This is a genomic window from Desulfuromonas acetoxidans DSM 684 (assembly GCF_000167355.1).
GTDB lineage: Bacteria > Desulfobacterota > Desulfuromonadia > Desulfuromonadales > Desulfuromonadaceae > Desulfuromonas > Desulfuromonas acetoxidans.
On the sequence record NZ_AAEW02000006.1, the window covers coordinates 165,798 to 185,704 of the forward strand.

Below are 19,907 nucleotides of genomic sequence, written 5' to 3' on the forward strand. Positions count from 1 at the left end.
TTCAGTTCCCCTCATCTCCCGCCGATCCACTGGCGGATTGAAGATATCCTTGTGCAATGAGCGTCTCCAGAGCCAGCGCAGCAGCCTGATCGGCATCATGCGCACAACATACTCCGGGAATATCCTGCCATCCTTCCAACGTCACCACCACCCGTCCGGTTTTAAGAGCAATGGCCAATTCGGACAACGTACCATACTCACCGGCAATGGCAATAACAACCGGTGCCGACTGCGCCACCAGCATGTTGCGGGCATGGCCGAGTCCGGTCGGCAATGGATAACTCACCCACGGATTTGCGTCATCGGCATCATTACCCGGCAATAACCCAATGACGTGACCACCGCCCTCGCGACACCCGCGAGAGACCGCCTCCATCACCCCGCCAAGACCGCCACACACCACATCCACCCCAGCCTGGGCCAATGTGTAACCAACCTGACGTGCCAGTTGGTACTGTTCCGCCGTGACTGTGCCACCACCAATAACAGCGACCAGCGGGGATGTTGTCTGCTGTGGCGAAAAGGTCATGACTCCACTCCGATCTTGAGAATATTCTGATTGTAGGCATGAATTAGGGTGGTTTTCTTGAGCACGCCCACCACATGTTGCCCATCACGCGTGCTCACCACCGGCAACGTTGAAATCGGTTTTTTCTCGAACAGTTCAAAAGCCGCTTCAAGATTCTGCTGCGCCGTGATGGTGATCACCTTATGCGTCATGATCTCGGACGCCACCACCAGTTCGCACAACTCACCCATTTCGCTCAGACAGGCTTTCAAGTCGCGCATGGACACCATACCGACCATACGGCCCTCATCATTCACCACAACAAAATGGGGATAACTGCTCTCCTGAGCCAGTGCCACCAGTTGTCCCAGCGGCATCCGCTCATCAATCTGCTCAAAGTCCTGCTCCATGTAATCCGCCACCAGCAAAGAACGCAGCAGGTTGATGTCACGACCACGGACGATTTTAACCCCACGCCGCACCAGACGTGTTTCATAGATCGACAAGCCGTAAAACGACTGGACAATCACCAGACTGGCAATGCAACTGGTCATCAGCGGCAGGATAATTTCAAAATTATAGGTCAGTTCGAAAATGGTAAAAATCGCCGTAATCGGCGCCAGAGTCGTGCCACTGACCATGGCGGCCATCCCCACCAGAGCGTAAACCGGAAATTCGGCGACCAGATGGGGCGCAAACGCCTGCGCCAGACAGCCGAACAGACCACCGAGCAGACCGCCCAACACCAGCGACGGCGCAAAAATGCCCCCGGAAAAACCGACCCCAACTGAAATCGCCGTGGCCGCCAGCTTGGCAAGCAGTATCGCCACCATCACTGCCGGCACCAGATCGGCGGTTAACACCTCATTGATCGCCTGATAACCAACACCCAGCACATAGGGAGACAGCAAGGCCAGACCACCGACCAAAACGCCTCCCAGCGCCGGACGAGACCACAGCGGCAGCTTCATCAGATTGCAGCTATCCTCAACCCGATTGATCAGCTGAATAAACACAATCGCCAGAAACCCGGCCAGAACACCGAGGATAAGATAGAGGGGGATCTCCCAATAACTGAGCAGTTGGAAAGCAGGAACATCAAAGGTGGGAAACGAACCGAGGAAGCGGTGGGAAACCACTGTCGCCGTAACCGCGGAGACAGCGATCTGACTCAAATAGTTGATCTGAAAATCAACCAGGATAATCTCTGCGGCAAACAGCATCCCGGCCATGGGTGCATTAAAGGTTGCGGCAATACCGGCAGCCGCCCCACACGCCAAAAACACCCGTTTCCACTCCGGAGACAACTTCATCAGCTGAGCCAGTGAAGAACCGACCGATGAGCCGATATGCACCACCGGTCCTTCACGTCCGACCGAAGCACCGCAGCCCAGCGACAAGGTGGTACAGAACATTTTAAACAGGGTGGTACGATGGCGGATATTGCCCTCACGTGTCACCACGGATTCGATCACTTCCGGCACTCCGGCTCCACGCGCCTCCGGTGCAAAACGTTCCAGAATCGGGCCGAGGATCAATCCCCCGGCCACCGGAATCGCCACCACCAGATACCAGGGCATGGCGGCGGTCGCCGCGACCAGATCGTAGGATTCCCCCCAGAAGAGCGCCGTCGTTTCCAGCAATAGATAGCGAAACGCCACAGCCAGGGTACCGGTGACCACGCCAATGGTCGCGGCAATCAGCAGTAAAAACACAATCCGCCAGCCATGACCGCGCATCCGTTCACGGGGAGAAAACACACGACTGCGGGTAGTCACCATCAGTTACGCTCTCCACGTTTGTTCTGGCGCTGCGCTCGGCGCTGTTCACTTTCGGCCAGAGAGTAACAACAACCACAGTAATTCTGTCGGTAAAACCCCCACTCGCGAGACAACTCCAGACTGCGCTGAAAGCCCCCCTTTTTCTTAAAATCGGCCTGATAAAATACCGAGCCGAACCGCTGTGCCACATCACACCCGAGACGATTGATACGCGGAGCATCTTTATGCGGCGAGATGGACAACACCGTACAGAACAGATCAAAGCCTCCAGCCACCGCTTGCTCAGCGGTGCGTTCGAGACGCATCTGATAGCACAGAGTACAGCGCTCGCCACGCTCCGGTTCCTGTTCATAGCCGGCAATACGCTCATGCCACTGTTGCGGCTCGTAGGCACTGACAATCAGCGGCAAGTTCAAATTGTCACACCAGCGCACCAGTTCGTCGCGACGAATACAATATTCTTTTTCGGGATGAATATTGGGGTTGTAGTAAAAGATCGTCAGGTCGTAATCATCCTGCAGACGTTCCACCACCGAACTACTGCACGGCGCACAGCAGGCGTGCAGCAACATCTTCGGCTTCAACGTGACCACCGAAGAGCTCAGTGTCGCTTGACTGGGGCAGGTCTGGGTCATAAAGGTTCTCTCAATTCAGTTGCCGCCCCTGCGGGCGACTGCTATAGTACGCGCCATGAAAGATCTGTTTATCGCCGATGCCCATCTGATCCGGCCCGACGACGCGGCATACCGCCACCTGCTCAGCTTTCTTCAGCAACAGCGGGGACAGGTGCGCACGCTGATTCTGCTCGGCGACATTTTCGAATTCTGGGTGGGCTACCGCCACTGCGTGTTCAGCGCCTACTTGCCCCTGCTCCACGAATTACAGCAACTCCAGGCCAGCGGTACACGCATTGTCATGGTCGAAGGCAACCACGATTTCCATGTCGGTCCATTTTTTACCGAAACTCTGCAAGCGACGGTATTTACCGATGACGGCACCGTGCAGCTCGATGACACCACCATCGCACTAAGCCATGGCGACACCTTGGCACCGACCCGTAGTTACCTGTGGTTGCGCGGTTTCTTCCGTAGCGCTGCAGCCCGTTTCCTCATCCGCATCTTTCCCGGTGATCTCACTTGGAAAATCGGCGATATTCTCGGCGTGCTCAGTAAGAAAAAAAGCCGTCGCCAGCCACGAACCCAATATGTCCTCCCGGAACAGGCGATCCGTCATCAGGCTCAACAACGCCTAGACGCGGGTGCCGACCTGTTTGTCTGCGGCCATTTCCATCAGGCCCACCTGTGGCAACAAGATAAAAAAAGCATGGCCATTGTCGGCAACTGGGGCGACACCTGCCATTACGGCCAGTTCGAAAACGGCCGTTTCACTCTGGAAGAGTACCACCCCGCTGCCAACCCTGCGACCTGATTCCCGATCAGATCATTATAACAAATCTTCGACGCGCCGTTCCGTGACCGGCACATTCCAGCTTTTCACCGTGTCGCGCAACACCTCAATATCGCCGATCAGCACCGTCACCTGTTGTTCAGGATGCAGATAGCGCCGGGCAACGCGCTGAACATCGTCAATGGTCACCGCAGCAATCCGCTGGCGGTAACGGTCCAGATAATCTTCCGGATAGCCAAATAATTCCTGATCGAGAATACGCGTGGCCAGAGCATGACGGTTGTCAAAGGCGAACACAAAGGAGTTGATCAGACTCTGCTTGGCCTGCTCCAGTTCCGCGACACTGATCGCCTCTCGCCCGATCCGTTCCATCTCCTTGTGCATCAGACCAACCACTTCGCCCACCGAGGCGTTCTTGGTTTCCGCCGCACTGATAAAGACGCCGGGAAGCCGCCGTCCCACGGAAAAATAAGAATACACCGAATAGGCCAGTCCTCGATTAGAGCGGATCTCCCGCATCAGCCGCGAACTGAATCCGCCGCCGCCGAGGATATAATTCATCACCTGAACGGCATAGAGGTCGGGGTTGTTTTTCTCAATCGCCAGCTCACCAAGCAGTATCGTGGTCTGTGGCACCGGACGATCCACCAGCACCACACCGGCTTGCACCTGTGGTTGCAACGGCGGCACATCAGGCGTCACACTGTCATGGTGCCAATCACCAAAGGCCTCCTCCAGCAAGGCCTTGGCCGTATCCTTGCCCACATCGCCGGTAAAAACAATGCGCGTATTGGACGGCCCAAAATAACGCTGATGGTTGGCCTGTAAATCCTCGCGGCTGATCGCAGCGACGCTGTGTAAGGTTGGCGACTCCGCCAATGGATGACCGGCATAGAGGCGCGACATCAGAATCTGCCGGGCCAGAGCCGCACCATGGTCCGCCTTGCGGCGAATGCCTTCAAGCATCTGATTGCGGCTGATCTCAAAGCGCTCGGCATCAAAGTGCGGCTGGCGCAGCATGGCGGCCAGCAACGCCAACCCCGGTCGTACATCTTCTTTGAGCAACGACAGCGAGCTGCGCGTGGTGTAGGTTCCGGCAGTCACTTTAAGTGAGGCCGCCAACGCGTCCAGTGCCGTATCAAAGGCGGCGGCATCCCACGTGCCGGCTCCACCTTTTTTCAGATTATCCGCTACCAACTCGGCCAGCCCGGCCTTTTGCGGCGGTGCGGTAATTTTACCCGATTCCACCACCATAGTCACATCCACCAAGGGCAACTCCGCGTCCTGACGATAATAGACCTGAATGCCGTTGGAAAGCTGAAACGTTTCGGGATACTCGATGGCAAATTTCAACTCTGGAAGTTCCAGATCATCAGGGCGGCCAGCTGCGCCTAAGGCCGCGAGTGGCCAGGCCGTCACCAGCAAAAGAATCCAAATCAAAAATCTACAGTGCTTCATCGTCAGCCTCCTGCACCAGGGTGATCACACTGCGATTCTCTTTCGTCAGCCAACGTTGGGCCACCTGCTGCAAATCGTCACCGTGAATGCGGGCAATGTTTTCATCGTAATCAACCAGGTAACGCCAATCACCGGCAACCACCTGAAAACGGGTCAGCATATTGGCCAGCCCATTGTTGCTCTTCAGGTAACGCAGGCGATCGGCACGCAACTGTTTGCGAATCGGCGTCAACTCCTGTTCGCTAACCGGCTGTTGTTTCAACAGCTCAAGTTCGCGGTAGAGGGCCTGTTCCAGCTCCGCCGTGGTATGGGGAGAGCGCGGCGTCAGACTGACAACAAACAGATTGTTATAACGCGCTCCCGGAGCCGAATAACTGGTGACTTTGGTCGCCAGTTGCTGCTCCAGCACCAGCGAACGGTACAGACGTGACCGCGGTCCTTCAGTCAGTAGATGGCTGAGCAGATCAAAGGTATAGTCGTCACGTGACGGCAGTGTCGGCTTGTGAAACGCCACCAGCAATTGGGGTTCGGCATCAAAACGCACTTCGGTGCGTCGCTCCCCCTGCTGTGGCGGCTCAACTGCAGTCACCGGTGGGATTTTCTCACCCGGCGACATCCCCCCGAAGTAACGCTCCACCAACTGATGAGTTTGTTCGGCATTAACATCGCCGACAATGGCAATCACCGCGTTCACCGGTGCGTAGTAACGGTGCAGAAAGTCGGAGGTCTCGGCCAGGGTCAGATTTTCAATATCAGACGTCCAACCGATCACCGGATGGCGATAGGGATGCACTCGAAACGCCGTCGCCAGAAGGGCCTCATACATCATACCGCCAGGGCGACTCTCATAAGAGCGGCGCCGCTCTTCGAGCACAACCTCGCGCTCAGTATAGAACTCACGCAACACCGCATTCTGCATACGATCTGCCTCAAGAGACATCCACAGCTCCAGCTTGTTGGTCGGCAATGAGATCAGGTAGCTGGTCAAATCCTTGCCGGTAAAGGCGTTAAACCCCACCCCGCCATGACGGGAATAGATCTGTGAAAATTCGTCTTTGACCACTAAACTGCGATGCTGCTGCTGCAAGGCGTGCAGTTGATCAACCATAACCTGTTTGCGGGAAGCATCGGCGTGCGGCTGCTGTTCAAGACGCTCCAAAGCCACTGCGGTCTGCTCGATTTTATCCAGCAACGGTTTCTCAGCGGCAAAATCGCGGGTACCGATCTGCCGAGTGCCTTTGAAACGCATATGCTCAAGCAGATGGGCAACACCGCGATTGTCCCCAACCTCGTTCACCGAGCCGACACCAATGGTCATATACGCTGTAAAGGTGGGCGAATCGTGGCGTTCGGCCACAAGCAGGGTCAGACCGTTTTCAAGGGTAAACTGCTGCACCTTGTCGCCAAGAGAATCGTCTGCCCACAGCGAAGACGTAACCAGGCAGCACAACAGCACGATAAAAACAGTTCGGACGGAAAAACAACTTAGTGAACGCGGCCTTCTCATAGGTAAGACAACTCCATGAAGGGTTCATTATCATTGGGTGTGTCGGGCAGTCTACCACAGCAAAGATAAGCATGAGAACCGTGATAAACACAGTTATGAAAGGGGGCTGGATTCAGAAAAAAGGCAGTACCGGAAGGCAAGCAGACAAAAAAATGCCCTGTTCCGGAGGAGGGATGGAACAGGGCGGTGACCCCAAGGGGAAGGGGTCGGCTTGTTGCTGACAGTTTCCTGTCATGGCTTAGCAACACTGAAAGCGCCTCTCCTTACCGTCATCACGGCTACTGGAAAGACGACGTTACTATAGCCATAAACAAAAAATTCAGCAAGCCTAAATTTTTTTATTTTCACTTAATAGCTGGAATCTCAGATAAAAAACTTGTGCGCTCTGTTCAGAGCCCAAAAAAATCACCTGCGACCCCAGCAGCAGAGAGATTTTTTATCAGGAGGACTCATCAAGCAGATGATACTTTTCCAGCTTGTAACGTAACGTTCCGCGCGCAAGATTCAGTAACCGGGCGGTCTTAGCCACATTGCCCGCTGTCATATCCAGTGCCTGACGAATCAACTTAGTCTCCAGCTCCTCAACCATCGACTCAAGACACATGCCCTGCGGAGGCAACACCCAATCCAGCGTAACATTCTGCTGCGGAGCCGGACCGCGCACTTCAACCGGCAGCATGTCCGGAGTAATCACCTCATTACGGTGCATGATGCAGATCCGTTCGACCATATTGCGCAACTCACGCACATTGCCAGGCCAGTGGTAACGACTTAACAACCCGAGAGCCTCGGCAGAGATTTCGCGCACCGGCCGATTGAACTCGCGGCTGTAGCGTTTGAGAAAATGGTCGAGCAACAACGGAATATCATCACGTCGTTCACGCAGCGGCGGCATGGTAATCGGGAAGACATTGAGCCGGTAGAACAGATCTTCACGAAACGTTTTTTCCTGAATTGCCTCACTGAGATCGCAATTGGTGGCGGCGATCACCCGTACGTCGATATCGATATTGCGGTTTCCGCCCAGGCGACGAATCTTGCGGTCTTCGAGCACCCGCAACAATTTAACCTGCAACGCCATATCCATCTCGCCGATTTCGTCGAGAAACAGGGTGCCGCCGTTGGCCTCTTCAAACAGGCCGATTTTACGGGCATGGGCGTCAGTAAACGCCCCTTTTTCGTGACCAAAAAGTTCTGTCTCCAGCAAGTTAAATGGCAACGAACCACAATTGACTTCGATAAACGGTTGGCGCTGGCGCGATGACAGATTGTGAATTGCCCGCGCAACCAACTCCTTCCCGGTACCGCTTTCGCCACAGATCAACACAGTTGCCGTGTCGTGCTGTGCCACATCCTCGACCTGATGCACCACTTCCAGCAACTGTGGGCTGGAACCAACCATGTTGGCCTGCTCCAGAAGATCGGCTTCTGAGCGGCGACGTAAGCGGCGAATCTCGCGCTGCAGGCTGCGTTTTTCCAGAGCCAATTTGACAATGAGGCGGATGGCATCAGACTTAAACGGCTTTTTGATGTAATCATAGGCCCCCATTTTCAGAGCCTGAACCGCACTTTCCACTGTGCCGTAGCCGGTGATGATAATCACCAGAATATCCGGATCCACGGCCTGCAACTGCTGCAAAACATCCAATCCGCTCGCCGCACCAAGGTTGAGATCCAACAGCACCAGATCGATCTCCTCCTGCTCAGCGATCTGCAATGCCGATTTCGGCCCGTCGCAGCCAAACAGCTGGTAACCGTCTTCACCGAGAATCCGCTCAAGGTTCTCGCGAATAAACGCCTCGTCATCGACAATAAGAATTTTATCCATACCTTATTCGTCCTTCGCTGCATCAAAATGCGGCGGCAAATGGGGAAAGCACAGCTCAAAGCAACTGCCCTGCCCTGGCGCACTGGTCACTTCAATACGGCCATCGTGCTCAGCAACAATATTGTGGACAATGGCCAGGCCCAGGCCGTTACCCTCTTTTTTGCAGGTATAAAACGGTTCAAAAATCAACCGCCGCTGTTCGTCGTCCATCCCGACGCCGGTATCACAGACGCGCACACATACCTGTTCGGGATTCGCAAGCAACGACACTGTCAGGGTCCCGCCCTCAGCCATGGCTTCCTGCGCGTTGCGCAACAGGTTAAGCAGAGCTTGCTGCATCCGTTGTTCATCAAGGGCAATTTGCGGCAGGGTTTCGGCATAATCACGCACCAGAGAGATCCCGCTACGCTCACAACTCTGTTCAAACAATCCCAGCGTACGTTCAACCACAGCACGCACATCACCGGGATGGCATTCACTGGCGGACACCCGGGAAAACTTGAGCAGGTCGCCCACCAACCCCTCAAGCCGTTCCATCTCTTCCAGCGCCCGCCGAATCAGTTCTTGATCCTTCGGGGTATGTAACAAACGATCATGCAGATCGTCCAGTAATAAACTGATCCCGGTCAGCGGATTGCGGATTTCGTGGGCCAGACCGGCAGCCAGTCTTCCCAGAGAGGCAAGACGATCCATGCGTGCCAAGCGGGTGCGCATCTGGGCACGTTCGGTCAAATCTTCAACCGTGAGGATCAGCCCGTTATCCGCCGATGGTGCCAGTGGAAACAGGGCCAGTCGAAACGTCAGGGTGCGCCCCTGACGCTGACATTCATAATAGCGGCTCCAACCCTGTTGGGCATCAGCGGCCAAAACACTCGGACATAACGTCTCTGCAATTTCCGGATAGCCATCAAACACCTGGGCCAGAGAACGATTCAAAGTGCGACCCTCCAGGCCAAGAACCTTCTGTACCGCCTGATTCATGGAGGTCACCCGCCCCAGATCATCAACGGTCATGATGCCGGTATCGATATTTTCCATCACCGTGTGAGTAAAATTACGTTCCAGACGAATTTCACTGCGCGATCGCCGCAGGGCCTGCAGACTGCGCGCCAAACGCTCACGACGCATATGCAGTTCTTCGACCATCTGATTAAACGCTTCGGTCAAGGTGGCGACCTCATCGCTGCCATGCACTTCAAGCGGCGCGGCAAAACGCCCTTGAGCCACGCCGCGGGCACTGAAAATCAGCCGGTTCAACGGCCCGGAGATTCCCCGGGAAAGCAGATGGGCGGCAACAAACAACACCAGCACGGTTGCGGCAATCAGGGCCCAACCCTGCCGCCAGAATCGGTTAAAACGGATACGAATATCCGCCGAGGTGGCCAAAGCGGCACGATGGAAGTTAGCCACCTCAGCGCCAATGGTCACCCCACCCCACACCGGCTGTCCGGTTTCGCCACGCGGTTGATAGAAAATCGGCGCAAACGCCATCATCTTTTCGGCACCGCCGACATTAGTGACATCGGCAATCCCGGATTGACCGGACAGCACCTGTTGCGCGACCAGCGGATAGTTTGGATGTATCGCACCGGCCTCAAACAGGTTGTACGCCCGTCGGCCATTATCCTTGTGCACCGCTTCCCCCTGAAACGCCTCAACCCACTGGCCGGATGCATTCAGGCCCCGGATATCCCACAATTTGGGATGGGCAATCATCCAGCCCTGCCGGTCAAACATGAACGCGTAATTTCCTTCGTCATAACGAGCATCAAAAACAAACGGTTGCGGGCCAGAACTGATATGGCGGGTAAACTCCATCAAATGACGATGATCCAGGGCGAGCATCACCACCCCGAGCAAATCCCCCTGAAGAGAATAGACCTTACGGTAAAAACGGATCAGCCCCTGATACGTGTGCCCGGCCAACTGTTGTTCACGAGTCACATGGCGACCAATTAACGGAGAAACATACACCGCATCACCCTGCAACTGCCGGGCACGACGATAAAAAGCATGCAGAGACTCCCCGCTACCATCTTGCAGACGGTGATCACGTAAGGGCGCAGGTTGCCCCTGTAACACATGCAAACGTTCCCCCCCATCCACGCCGATAAAGACCAGTTCACGATAAAGCGGAACGGGTGTATAAATGCGCTGCCCATCGGCAGTAACCTCTTGCCACAAACGACGTTGATGGTGGCGATAAAACGCCTGATAAGACTTGTCATCAACCGGCAGCAGGGCCAGAGTATCGACATCCGCTTCCACCCGGCTTAAAAAATCGGCAACCTGCAGAGCTACATGTTGTGCCCGCAGCGACAACGCCTGCGCCGCCTGATGGTCCAGAGCCTGGGTTGCCTCTTCTCGAACAAGCGTTTCAACACTGTCGAGACTGCGTGACGCACTGATAATCAGCAAAACCAGCGGCACCAAGGCCAGTACCAGGAAAGCCAACAGAATTTTACGATGGAGGGTAAGCGTTATCATGGCGCCAGTATAACAGTCCGGCACCGCGAACACCATATTGACTCGCCGGTGACAGTTGGTACCACAAGGTGTCTCATCTTCGACCACTTCATGCTAAAATGAAACAGTTGCAAAATACCCCCTGATCGCCGCAACAACGCACAACACCCTGAAAGTCCTTTAGACACATCAGCGCACAAACCATAACCCACTGATTTCATAGAATAATAAAAACAACTCAACGACTCGGCAAAGATTGGCAGCTCCCTTGCAATCCTCTCCGACAGGCTGTTGAAAAGTCCTATCCAGGGACCTTTCAAAAAAAACCTGCGAGAGACATCAACAGGGGGACCCTCCATCTATGTGCAAAAAGATTTTCATTGCCGCGACCGGTCAGCACTGCGGAAAAACAACCATCAGTCTGTCATTGATGCATCTAGCGCGCAAACAGTACCGCCGGGTCGGGTTTATCAAGCCTTTGGGGCCCAAACCGATCATGTATCAGGGCCGCATGATGGATAAAGACGCAGCACTGACAGCGGAAATCTATGATCTGCACGACGATCTTGATTGCATGTCACCGGTGGTGGTGCAACAAGGGACAACCAAGCAGGTGCTGCAGGGTAAACTGTGCGCCGAAGCCATGCGCGACCAGATTCTTCAGGCGGCGCAGACGTTGGAAGAACGTTGCGATTTTGTCATTATCGAAGGAGCGGGACACGGTGGCGTCGGTTCGGTTGTCGGCCTGAACAATGCTCAGGTGGCACGCATGCTCGATGCACCGGTGGTGATGGTTTCCGGAGGGGGCATTGGCAACGTCATTGACCATGTCACCCTGAACCTGGCCCTGTTCGAACGGGAAGGTGCCGATGTCCGTCTGCTGTTAGCCAACAAGCTGATCACAGAAAAGCGGGAGGAGAACCTTGCGTACCTGCGCAACGCCTTTGCTGATCAGCCTTTGCATGTTGCCGGCGGCTTTAATTATTCACCAATCCTGGCCAACCCGACACTCGGCCGGATTTCGCAACTATTGAAAACACCGCTGCACGGAGATCAGGAGCAATACAACCGCATCATTAACACGGTTCAGCTTGGCGCCGCCTCATCACAAAGGGTCGCCGACCTGCTTGAGGAATCAACACTGTTGATTGTTACCAGCAGTCGCGATGAACTTCTGGTCATGCTGTCGTCGCTTTATCATCTGCCGGAATACCGAAAGAAACTGGCCGGACTGGTGATCCCCGGCAGCACGGAGATGTCCCGAATCACCAAACAGATCCTTGACGACAGTGGCATCCCCTATGTCCGCATCCCCGGAACCACGGCGGAAACCTTTGCCACCGTCAAAGACGATGTCTCAAAAATCACCGCGCAGGACGACGAGAAAATCCGTCTGATCCGCACTCTGTCGGAAACAGAGTTGGACTTTGCCACCATCGACCGCTGCCTGCACCCGGCTAAAGGTCGTCGCAAAGCCGTCGCCCTGGCGTAACCGAACAACCATCTCATGTTGTCCTTGGCCCCCGACTCGGCTCCTCCGGTCGGGGGCATTTTTTATCTAAAATCTCACATTTCCCGAACACATTCCGTTTATTACGGTGACAAACATCACCGATCTGGTATAGTACTGCACCAAGTAGAGCAATGGACAGTGGTTTCACGGAGACGCCCTCTGGGCCGTGCCACAATGCTCCAAGACGTTTACCCCGGTTCTTTACGCCACACAACTGGACGATCAGTTGGCGAGGACCATGCACTGCGTTATATATCCGACCACAATGCGGTTGAGATCCCTGTAGCCTTCACGTTGGACAGTGACAGTTCATGGCGCCTGAAACGCACGACGATCCCCACGGTGTAACGCCGGAAAAAGTGTAACGCGTTCCTTAATTGGGAACGCCTGCCGTACCAACACGGCTATCGTATTCCACACCGACAAGACACGCTGCGGCCCAATGGGCGCACATACGTGCAGAGCCGGTAGGTTTTCCGTGATTTTCCGGAAAACCGCTATCAGTTAATGCGGGACGACTCCAGCCAATGACGTCCCCCACATTGTTCGCCACGAACAATGCATTTAAAAGGTCATGCATGAGTAAAAAAATGTTGATCAACGCAACCCTTCCTGAAGAGGATCGGGTCGCGATTGTTGAAGACGGTATCCTCACCGAACTGGATATCGAAAGCGCTGGTCACCAGCAAACCAAAGGGAACATCTACAAAGGGGAAGTGATCCGAGTCGAACAAGGTCTGCAGGCCGCGTTTATCGATTACGGCGCACAACGCCCCGGCTTTCTGCAAATCGGCGAAATCCACCCCTCTCTTTACCCCAAACGCGATGACGAAGGTCAAAGCAACCGTCGACCGCCCATTACCGAAATCCTCAAACGCGGCCAGCAGATTCTGGTTCAAGTTGTTAAGGAAGAGCGAGGAACCAAGGGCGCAGCTCTGACCACGGAAGTCTCCCTGCCCGGACGTTACATGGTCCTGATTCCGCAAAGCTCATCGCGGGGGATTTCGCGCAAGATCGACAACGATCATGTGCGTAAAGAGATCAAGAACACGTTGTCAAGCCTCGAACTGCCCGACAACATGGGGTACATCATCCGCACCGCCGCCATTGACCAACCTCCTGAAGAACTCAAACGCGATTTCGATTATCTGCTCAATACCTACAACAGTATTGTCAGTCACAGTGAAAAAGCCAAAGCTCCGGCGTTGATCTATCAGGAGTCCAACCTGGTCCTGCGATCGATTCGCGATTATTTCTCGCCTGAAATCGACGAAGTACTTATTGATGACCGTGAGGTGTTCCAAGAGGCTCGCGATTTTTTCAAGGCGGTGATGCCCGAATACATGCCGTTAGTCAAACTGCACCAGGAGCGGCGACCAATTTTTGCCCGTTATCAGATCGAGGAACAGATCTCCCATCTGTCGAGCAATACGGTGAACCTGCCCTCCGGCGGCTCCATTGTCCTCGACCAGACCGAAGCTCTGGTTGCCATTGATGTCAACTCCGGAAAAATGGGCGGCGAACAGGATGTTGAAGCCACAGCTCATCGCGTTAACCTTGAGGCCGCTATTGAAGTTGCCCGTCAACTGCGCCTGCGCGACATGGGCGGCCTGATTGTCATTGACTTTATCGACATGCGCCAGCGTCGCAATGCCCGCGAAGTGGAAAAAGCCCTGAAAAACGCGCTAAAAATTGACAAAGCCCGCGTCACCGTTGGCCGCATCAGTCACCAGTTTGGCCTGTTGGAAATGAGCCGTCAGCGGATCAAAGCCAACCTTGGAGAGGGCAGCTACAATATGTGCCCCCACTGTCAGGGCAGTGGCCGCATCCGCAGCGATGAAAGCCGCTCCATCGCCCTGCTTCGCCGCATCCAGGCCGGTACAGCCAAAGGCCATATCGAAGCGGTTGTGTGCACGGCGGCTCTGGACACAGCCAACTATCTGCTTAACAACAAGCGCCGCGAGCTATACGACCTCGAACAACGCTACAAATTGATCATCGAAATCAAGGGCGATCCGGGGTATCTTCCGGAGCAGGTTGACATCGAATTCGTTAAGCAATCACGCGAACAACGCCAGGAAAATCGTAACGATCAGGGACCGCTGGTTGACACGGACCTGTCAGAACGTGCCAACATCGAAGTTGTGCTGCCCGACGCATCCAGCGCCGAGCAGGGAGATCAGGAAAACGCTCAGAAGGAAGAAAAAGACGAAGAGGCACCGCGCAAGTCGTCACGCCGTCGTCGCCGTTCCAACCGCCGTCGCAACGACCGCAACAGACGAAGCGAAGAAACCAACGACGAAACTGCGGCAGACGTATCCCAATCAGATGCGGACCAGGATCAGGATAAAGCGGCACAAACGCAAGCTCCCCAACAGTCCGAGGCACCCTCTCAACCTGAGCAGCCGCCTATTGCCGAAAAATCTTCTGAGCCTGAACCGCAAGAAAACACACCCAAAAGTGGCGAAAATTCAGAGGAGACGGACAAGGCCAAGGCACCACGTAAGCCTGCGCGCAGGCGGCCTGCCCGTAAAAAAGCTCCGGCCAAACAAGACGAGCAAACAGAACAACCCTCATCTGAGGAGAATGCGGCTGCCGGGAGTTCTCAACCCACGGTATCAACGGCCAGTGAACCTGCAGAGTCAGACGCGAAAGACGAGGAAAAACCAAAACGCAGGGCTCCCCGTCGCAAACCAGCAGCAACAAGCGCCGCCACTGAAGCGAAGACGGAAAACGCCACGACTGAAGTGACTGAAGAGACAAAGCCAGCGCCTCGACGCCGTCGGGCCACCCGCAAAACAACCACGGCAGACACCACAACAACGGCTGAAGCAGCGACGGAGACGGACAAGAAAAGTACGGAAGCCAGTGAAAAGAAGGCTGCTCCAGCGAAGCGAACCACCCGGCGCAAAACCACGACAAAGGCAGCGCCCTCCTCGCAAACCACAGAGCCCGAATCAACACAGACGGATGACACTGCTGACAAGCCGGAGAAGAAACCTGTTCGCCGTCGCCGGACCACAGCAAAAAAAGCCACGGAAAAAGCTGCAGAGACAACAACCGAGCAACCGGCTGAAACCACTGCTGAAGGCGCAGAGGAAACTCCAAAGAAAAAAACAACGCGCCGTCGTACAACAACGACTAAAAAAGCTGTGAACGACACAGAAAAAACCGCTGAGACGGGCGAGACGGCGGAGAAAAAGCCAACACGACGCCGTACGACAAGAAAAACCACCACAGAAAAAGCGGCAGAGGAAGAAACACCTAAGAAAACGGCTCGGAGCAAAAAGAGCACGGAAAAAGCTGCGGAAGAGGGTGAAGAGAAACCCAAACGCCGCGCTCCGCGCAAAAAAAAGGTCGAACCGGCACCTGAAACCGACGTCTGACCATTTTTAAGAGGTCGTGAACATAAAAAAACACCGTGGCAGGAGAACCTGCCACGGTGTTTTTTTTCATTGTGAATGGCCGTCCGACAATCGTTATTATTTGTCTTTCTCAGGCCTCATCTGCCGGGAAATAATCGCCAACGGCAACAGACGACGATGTTTCTCCAACAAAGACTGAATATCTCCACCATCATTGATGATCATATCTTCCGGACTGAACTCAGTCATGGCGGTAAAACCATCCGCTCGCCGGTAAATACAAATGGTATAGCTGCGATCTGAAAAATCGAAAGAGCTTTTATGAACAAGTTCTTCAACAGGCATAGACTGAATACTCTCCGCTGAAAGGTGACAAGTATAATCTTGTCTATGCAGATAGCATTCCAACTCTGAGACCGGCCAAAAACAGCAATGCCTCTGTTAGTGAAAACAAAAACAGAGGCATTTAACGATTAAAAAACAGCGATTTTACGGAAATTTTTATTTGCTGCGGCTGACCACATAATCGGCAAGAATTTCGAGGGCCTGTTTCGCTTCACCGTCCTCAAAAGCCGCTAATCGTTGTTTCGCGGATTCAACTAATTGTTTTGCGCGTTTACGCGTATAATCGATCCCATCATATTGGTGGATCAACGCGATGACTTTTTCAAGATCTTCATCACTGAGCTGATCTTTCTCCACGATCTGCTCAACCCGGTCGCGCTCATCCCGACTGCAATGGCGCAGAGTCTCGATCAGCGGCAAAGTCATTTTCCCCTCTTCAAGGTCATGACCACAGGCTTTGCCAAACTCGGCCTGATCCGCAACATAATCAAGGGCGTCATCCATAAACTGGAAGGCAATGCCCAGTTCCATTCCGAACTCCTGCAGCGCCTGCTCCTGCTCAGCGGAAACCCCGCCGAGGATTCCACCACACCGGCACGCCGCAGCTATCAGTACGGCGGTCTTATCACGCACCACCTGCATATAACGTTCTTCACTCAAGTCAAGATCGCAGGTACTGATCAGTTGCAGCACCTCGCCTTCGGCCATATTGGTCGTCGCATCGGATAATGCTTGAAGAATCGGCAGGCTTCCGGTACGCACCATAATGGAGAAGGATTTTGAAAAGAGAAAATCACCGACAAGAACAGATGCCTCATTGCCCCAGACATTGTTGGCGGAGGCTGCGCCTCGACGCAAATCGGCACTGTCGACCACATCATCATGCAGCAATGTTGCGGTATGGATAAATTCGACAACGCTGGCAACGCCAATATGGGACTCACCCTGATAGGCGGCAAGCCGGGCGCAGAGAAGCACCAGCATAGGGCGCATCCGTTTACCACCACTGGCCAGAACATATTCCCCGACCTTGCGAATCAGGGTAACTTCAGAGTCGAGGTCCTGCCTGAACTGCTGTTCAACCAGTGCCATCTCCTCCTCGAGCATTTGCAGCACACGTTCCATGAATAACTACCTACTTACTTGATGGGACCGCTGGCTCTCTTCCTTCCCCTGTTGGAAACACCTTGCGGTTTCATAACCATTTCAACGTCCGGCAGTATAAACAATCTGACAGGATTGGCATCTATAAAACAGCTCTGCCTTTGGGATATCAGGGGGCTGATGTTTTCTGAGCCGGCAAAACCGCTTGAGAGCCGGGCTGAAAGCGCTGCATCTGCGTATCCCAATAGTAGTGATCTTCAATCCACATCGCTTCAACAGCATCAAGATCGAGAGCCATCCCCGGCATATTTTCGCTGAGATAGGAGGCATCAAGCATCTCATCATCGTCGATCATCAGATCCGCATTAAGGTCTGCCCAATGGATATGCTGAATCACAAGTTGATCGGCTCCAATCAACTCAAACCGGCTGCGCTGGCTTGCGGTGTGCGCCACAAGTTCACCGTTAAAACGCATCATGGTTGTTAACTTAGCCTGCGGATCGACCTGTACCAGATAATAGATGGTCAGTGGCTGATCCTCCAATTGCACGATCCAACGGACCAACCCCGTTTCCTCATCTACGCTGTCCGGTAACGGCACCGAGGAGACAAACCGCCAACCTTGCGGCAATTGTTCACGCACCACGCCACGAATCGTTCCACTGCTAAAACGCAGTTGCACAGGGAAAACCGCACCGGGTGCGGCATAACTGGGTAAAACCCGTTCGGCGACAATCGGTGGTTGCGGCCACAGCCACACAGTCAGCCCGACGACCAGCAGACACAGAGACAAAACCACGATGAGCCAACGACGAGATAGGCCCCAGGAACGTGTTTGCGGCTGAGGCACCTCTTCTTCCTGCCACAGAATCTGATCCAGAGGCACTTCCAAGGCCTCCGCCAGCTTCTCAGCATTGGGACGCTTGATGGTCGGATAGCGATTATTCTCCCACCGGGAGATGGTATCCGTAGTCACGCCAACCATCTTTGCCACATAAAGCTGCGTCAGAGACTGGTCTTCACGTGCTTGACGGATTGCCGCACCATCAATCTGAATCATGCCATCGTTTTTCTGATTTTTTTCTGCCATCATAGTGCTGTGAGGGTAGCAGATAGCAAAAAAAAGGGCAACGAAACAACACCAGACCACCTGAAAGCAATCGCCATAACCTACCGAAATCAGGACAATCCATATCGACATCGTACGGTATACCGATCGACATCTAATGCACTTCGCGCAAAAGGTCGCTAAAACGGTAGTCACAGTTTCACACCACATTCCCATTTGACAAGGAGGTACCACAATGAAAACGAAACTGCTGTTGTCCGTTCTGTTCATGGCCCTGCTCGCAACATCCGCCCTGGCCGCAGACACCTACGAGTACACGGGGAAAGGAACCGTCACCTTTAACCATAAGATGCATGGTGAAAAGATGGAGTGCAGTTCCTGCCATACCACTCAGCCACCGCAGAAGATTGCCATCACCGGCAAAAAAGAGGGGCACGCCCTATGTCTGGACTGTCACAAAAAAGAGCAGAAAAAAGGCAATAAGGCCGCGCCGAAATCCTGCAGTCAGTGTCATAAAAAATAATCCAGCCTTTCTTTAAATGCCCGACAAAGGAGATGATCATGAAAAAAACTCTGTATCTTGTTCTTGCGTTAAGCCTTGTTGCCGCCCTGGCCACCACAGCCCTGGCCCAACAGATTACCGGAACCGTCACCAAAGTTCGTGGCGACAAAATCACCATCGAAGTCAGCCGTTCGGAAGCGAAAAAGGTATCCGCCGGTGACAGTGCCACCTTGGAGATCACCAAAAAAGCCGTTGAGGCTCCAGCAGCCGGCAACGATATGCTCACCGGCTGTTAAATCATCAAATCGCCGGGCACTTTTGCGCTGCCCGGCGATTCCCATCCCATTTGAACCGTGTGTAAATAGCTCGTATATCACAACCATTTTTTGATTTACCCCGGCACCAAATTACGCTACCAGTAAAGAATGGAGATTTGGTTGGAACACCTGTTAACCAGTGTGACAGCAACCCCCTGGTATTATCTGCTGATCACCGTGATTGCAACGGCTGAAGGGATCGCCCTGGTTGGGTTGGCCGTGCCCGGCAGCGTGCTGTGTGTCTCCATCGGTGCGATTGCCGCAGCCGGTCACGCGAATTTCATGGCGAGTTGCCTCTGCGCGGCGGCAGGCGCTTTTGTCGGTGATCTGATCAGTTATCTGCTCGGCGGCCGACTCGGCCCGCGCCTGGTCCACTCCTTTTTTCCACAACGCAGCAGGCCGCTGCTGAAGCGGGCACAGATTTTTTTCGCAGCCCATGGTGGCAAGAGTCTGTTTCTGGCCCGTTTTTTCGGCCCTCTGCGCGGGCTGGTCCCCTTTGTCGCCGGTTCTGTCCGGTTTCCGATCCGCAATCTTATCGGTTACAGCGTTGTTGCAGCACTGCTGTGGGGTCTCAGTTATCCGGGGCTCGGCTATCTGGGGATAAAATCCTGGCAACAACTTCCAGAACGGCTCTCTGTTGAGGTCTTACTCTGCCTCGGGGCCGTGGTTGTCGTTGCCCTTCTGGTATGGCGCCATCAGCGCAATAAAAACCGCTGACAAAGCATCGCCAAACACCC

The 19,907-nt window shown here is 54.2% G+C and carries 16 protein-coding genes; 6 read left to right on the plus strand and 10 right to left on the minus strand.

All coding sequences use genetic code 11. The annotated features are described in order from the left end of the window. Position 1: 1 nt before the first annotated feature. From DACE_RS06445 to DACE_RS06455, 3 genes are read right to left on the minus strand one after another with little or no spacing between them, the layout of a single operon-like run. Entirely contained in the window at positions 2-529 is a 528-nt protein-coding gene (locus tag DACE_RS06445; RefSeq protein ID WP_005999475.1) for a TIGR00725 family protein, read from the minus strand. Then, positions 526-2,289 carry a chloride channel protein gene (locus tag DACE_RS06450; RefSeq protein ID WP_005999477.1) on the minus strand — a complete coding sequence of 588 codons (1,764 nt, stop codon included), beginning with the start codon at positions 2,287-2,289 and terminating at the stop codon, positions 526-528. Before DACE_RS06450 ends, DACE_RS06445 begins: the two co-directional genes overlap by 4 nt. Beyond that, positions 2,289-2,924 (minus strand): epoxyqueuosine reductase QueH, encoded by a 636-nt coding sequence (locus DACE_RS06455; RefSeq protein ID WP_005999479.1) that lies wholly within the window; start codon positions 2,922-2,924, stop codon positions 2,289-2,291. The genes DACE_RS06450 and DACE_RS06455 overlap by 1 nt, the downstream gene beginning before the upstream one ends. 55 nt (positions 2,925-2,979) lie before the next feature. On the opposite strand from DACE_RS06455, the gene DACE_RS06460 reads away from it, so the two are divergent. Next, entirely contained in the window at positions 2,980-3,717 is a 738-nt protein-coding gene (locus tag DACE_RS06460) for a UDP-2,3-diacylglucosamine diphosphatase (protein WP_005999481.1), read from the plus strand. A gap of 15 nt (positions 3,718-3,732) precedes the next feature. Here the strand turns inward: DACE_RS06460 and DACE_RS06465 are convergent, their stop codons facing one another. The 4 genes from DACE_RS06465 to DACE_RS06480 form a co-directional block, all read right to left on the minus strand. Next, positions 3,733-5,154, minus strand: a complete 1,422-nt coding sequence (locus DACE_RS06465) for a M16 family metallopeptidase (RefSeq protein WP_005999483.1) — start codon at positions 5,152-5,154, stop codon at positions 3,733-3,735. Continuing rightward, entirely contained in the window at positions 5,141-6,661 is a 1,521-nt protein-coding gene (locus tag DACE_RS06470) for a M16 family metallopeptidase (protein WP_005999486.1), read from the minus strand. Before DACE_RS06470 ends, DACE_RS06465 begins: the two co-directional genes overlap by 14 nt. A 439-nt stretch (positions 6,662-7,100) precedes the next feature. Continuing rightward, positions 7,101-8,489, minus strand: coding sequence for a sigma-54-dependent transcriptional regulator (locus tag DACE_RS06475; protein WP_005999488.1), 1,389 nt, complete (start codon positions 8,487-8,489; stop codon positions 7,101-7,103). A 3-nt stretch (positions 8,490-8,492) separates the two neighbouring features. Beyond that, positions 8,493-11,012 carry an ATP-binding protein gene (locus DACE_RS06480; protein ID WP_005999490.1) on the minus strand — a complete coding sequence of 840 codons (2,520 nt, stop codon included), beginning with the start codon at positions 11,010-11,012 and terminating at the stop codon, positions 8,493-8,495. 304 nt (positions 11,013-11,316) lie between these two features. Here DACE_RS06480 and DACE_RS06485 point away from each other — a divergent pair, with 304 nt between their 5' ends. Next, complete coding sequence (locus tag DACE_RS06485; RefSeq protein ID WP_005999492.1) at positions 11,317-12,447, plus strand: AAA family ATPase; 1,131 nt, start codon at positions 11,317-11,319, stop codon at positions 12,445-12,447. A 599-nt stretch (positions 12,448-13,046) separates the two neighbouring features. Next, positions 13,047-15,854, plus strand: coding sequence for an Rne/Rng family ribonuclease (locus DACE_RS06490; RefSeq protein WP_040366401.1), 2,808 nt, complete (start codon positions 13,047-13,049; stop codon positions 15,852-15,854). Positions 15,855-15,950: 96 nt separating this feature from the next. On the opposite strand, the gene DACE_RS06495 is transcribed toward DACE_RS06490, so the two are convergent. From DACE_RS06495 to DACE_RS06505, 3 genes are all read right to left on the minus strand, one after another. After that, the gene (locus DACE_RS06495) at positions 15,951-16,178 is read right to left on the minus strand and encodes a hypothetical protein (RefSeq protein WP_005999498.1); all 228 of its coding nucleotides are present in this window, start codon (positions 16,176-16,178) and stop codon (positions 15,951-15,953) included. Between the two features lie 156 nt (positions 16,179-16,334). Next, positions 16,335-17,303 carry a polyprenyl synthetase family protein gene (locus tag DACE_RS06500; RefSeq protein WP_005999500.1) on the minus strand — a complete coding sequence of 323 codons (969 nt, stop codon included), beginning with the start codon at positions 17,301-17,303 and terminating at the stop codon, positions 16,335-16,337. A 148-nt stretch (positions 17,304-17,451) separates the two neighbouring features. Further along, a complete protein-coding gene (locus tag DACE_RS06505) occupies positions 17,452-18,342 on the minus strand; it encodes a helix-turn-helix transcriptional regulator (RefSeq protein WP_162013591.1) in 891 nt (296 codons plus the stop codon). A gap of 244 nt (positions 18,343-18,586) precedes the next feature. On the opposite strand from DACE_RS06505, the gene DACE_RS06510 reads away from it, so the two are divergent. The 3 genes from DACE_RS06510 to DACE_RS06520 all read left to right on the plus strand — a co-directional run bounded on the left by DACE_RS06510 (position 18,587) and on the right by DACE_RS06520 (position 19,887). Next, complete coding sequence (locus DACE_RS06510) at positions 18,587-18,874, plus strand: cytochrome c3 family protein (protein ID WP_005999503.1); 288 nt, start codon at positions 18,587-18,589, stop codon at positions 18,872-18,874. Between the two features lie 38 nt (positions 18,875-18,912). Further along, a complete protein-coding gene (gene extJ / locus DACE_RS06515; RefSeq protein WP_005999505.1) occupies positions 18,913-19,149 on the plus strand; it encodes a selenite/tellurite reduction operon protein ExtJ in 237 nt (78 codons plus the stop codon). Between the two features lie 141 nt (positions 19,150-19,290). Further along, positions 19,291-19,887 carry a DedA family protein gene (locus DACE_RS06520; RefSeq protein ID WP_050769977.1) on the plus strand — a complete coding sequence of 199 codons (597 nt, stop codon included), beginning with the start codon at positions 19,291-19,293 and terminating at the stop codon, positions 19,885-19,887. Positions 19,888-19,907 lie beyond the last annotated feature (20 nt).

Coding starts and splice junctions, on each gene's coding strand:
- DACE_RS06445 (WP_005999475.1), bottom strand. CDS start 529: ATGACCTTTTCGCCACAGCAGACAACATCCCCGCTGGTCGCTGTTATT.
- DACE_RS06450 (WP_005999477.1), bottom strand. CDS start 2,289: ATGGTGACTACCCGCAGTCGTGTGTTTTCTCCCCGTGAACGGATGCGC.
- DACE_RS06455 (WP_005999479.1), bottom strand. CDS start 2,924: ATGACCCAGACCTGCCCCAGTCAAGCGACACTGAGCTCTTCGGTGGTC.
- DACE_RS06460 (WP_005999481.1), top strand. CDS start 2,980: ATGAAAGATCTGTTTATCGCCGATGCCCATCTGATCCGGCCCGACGAC.
- DACE_RS06465 (WP_005999483.1), bottom strand. CDS start 5,154: ATGAAGCACTGTAGATTTTTGATTTGGATTCTTTTGCTGGTGACGGCC.
- DACE_RS06470 (WP_005999486.1), bottom strand. CDS start 6,661: ATGAGAAGGCCGCGTTCACTAAGTTGTTTTTCCGTCCGAACTGTTTTT.
- DACE_RS06475 (WP_005999488.1), bottom strand. CDS start 8,489: ATGGATAAAATTCTTATTGTCGATGACGAGGCGTTTATTCGCGAGAAC.
- DACE_RS06480 (WP_005999490.1), bottom strand. CDS start 11,012: ATGGTGTTCGCGGTGCCGGACTGTTATACTGGCGCCATGATAACGCTT.
- DACE_RS06485 (WP_005999492.1), top strand. CDS start 11,317: ATGTGCAAAAAGATTTTCATTGCCGCGACCGGTCAGCACTGCGGAAAA.
- DACE_RS06490 (WP_040366401.1), top strand. CDS start 13,047: ATGAGTAAAAAAATGTTGATCAACGCAACCCTTCCTGAAGAGGATCGG.
- DACE_RS06495 (WP_005999498.1), bottom strand. CDS start 16,178: ATGCCTGTTGAAGAACTTGTTCATAAAAGCTCTTTCGATTTTTCAGAT.
- DACE_RS06500 (WP_005999500.1), bottom strand. CDS start 17,303: ATGGAACGTGTGCTGCAAATGCTCGAGGAGGAGATGGCACTGGTTGAA.
- DACE_RS06505 (WP_162013591.1), bottom strand. CDS start 18,342: ATGATTCAGATTGATGGTGCGGCAATCCGTCAAGCACGTGAAGACCAG.
- DACE_RS06510 (WP_005999503.1), top strand. CDS start 18,587: ATGAAAACGAAACTGCTGTTGTCCGTTCTGTTCATGGCCCTGCTCGCA.
- extJ (WP_005999505.1), top strand. CDS start 18,913: ATGAAAAAAACTCTGTATCTTGTTCTTGCGTTAAGCCTTGTTGCCGCC.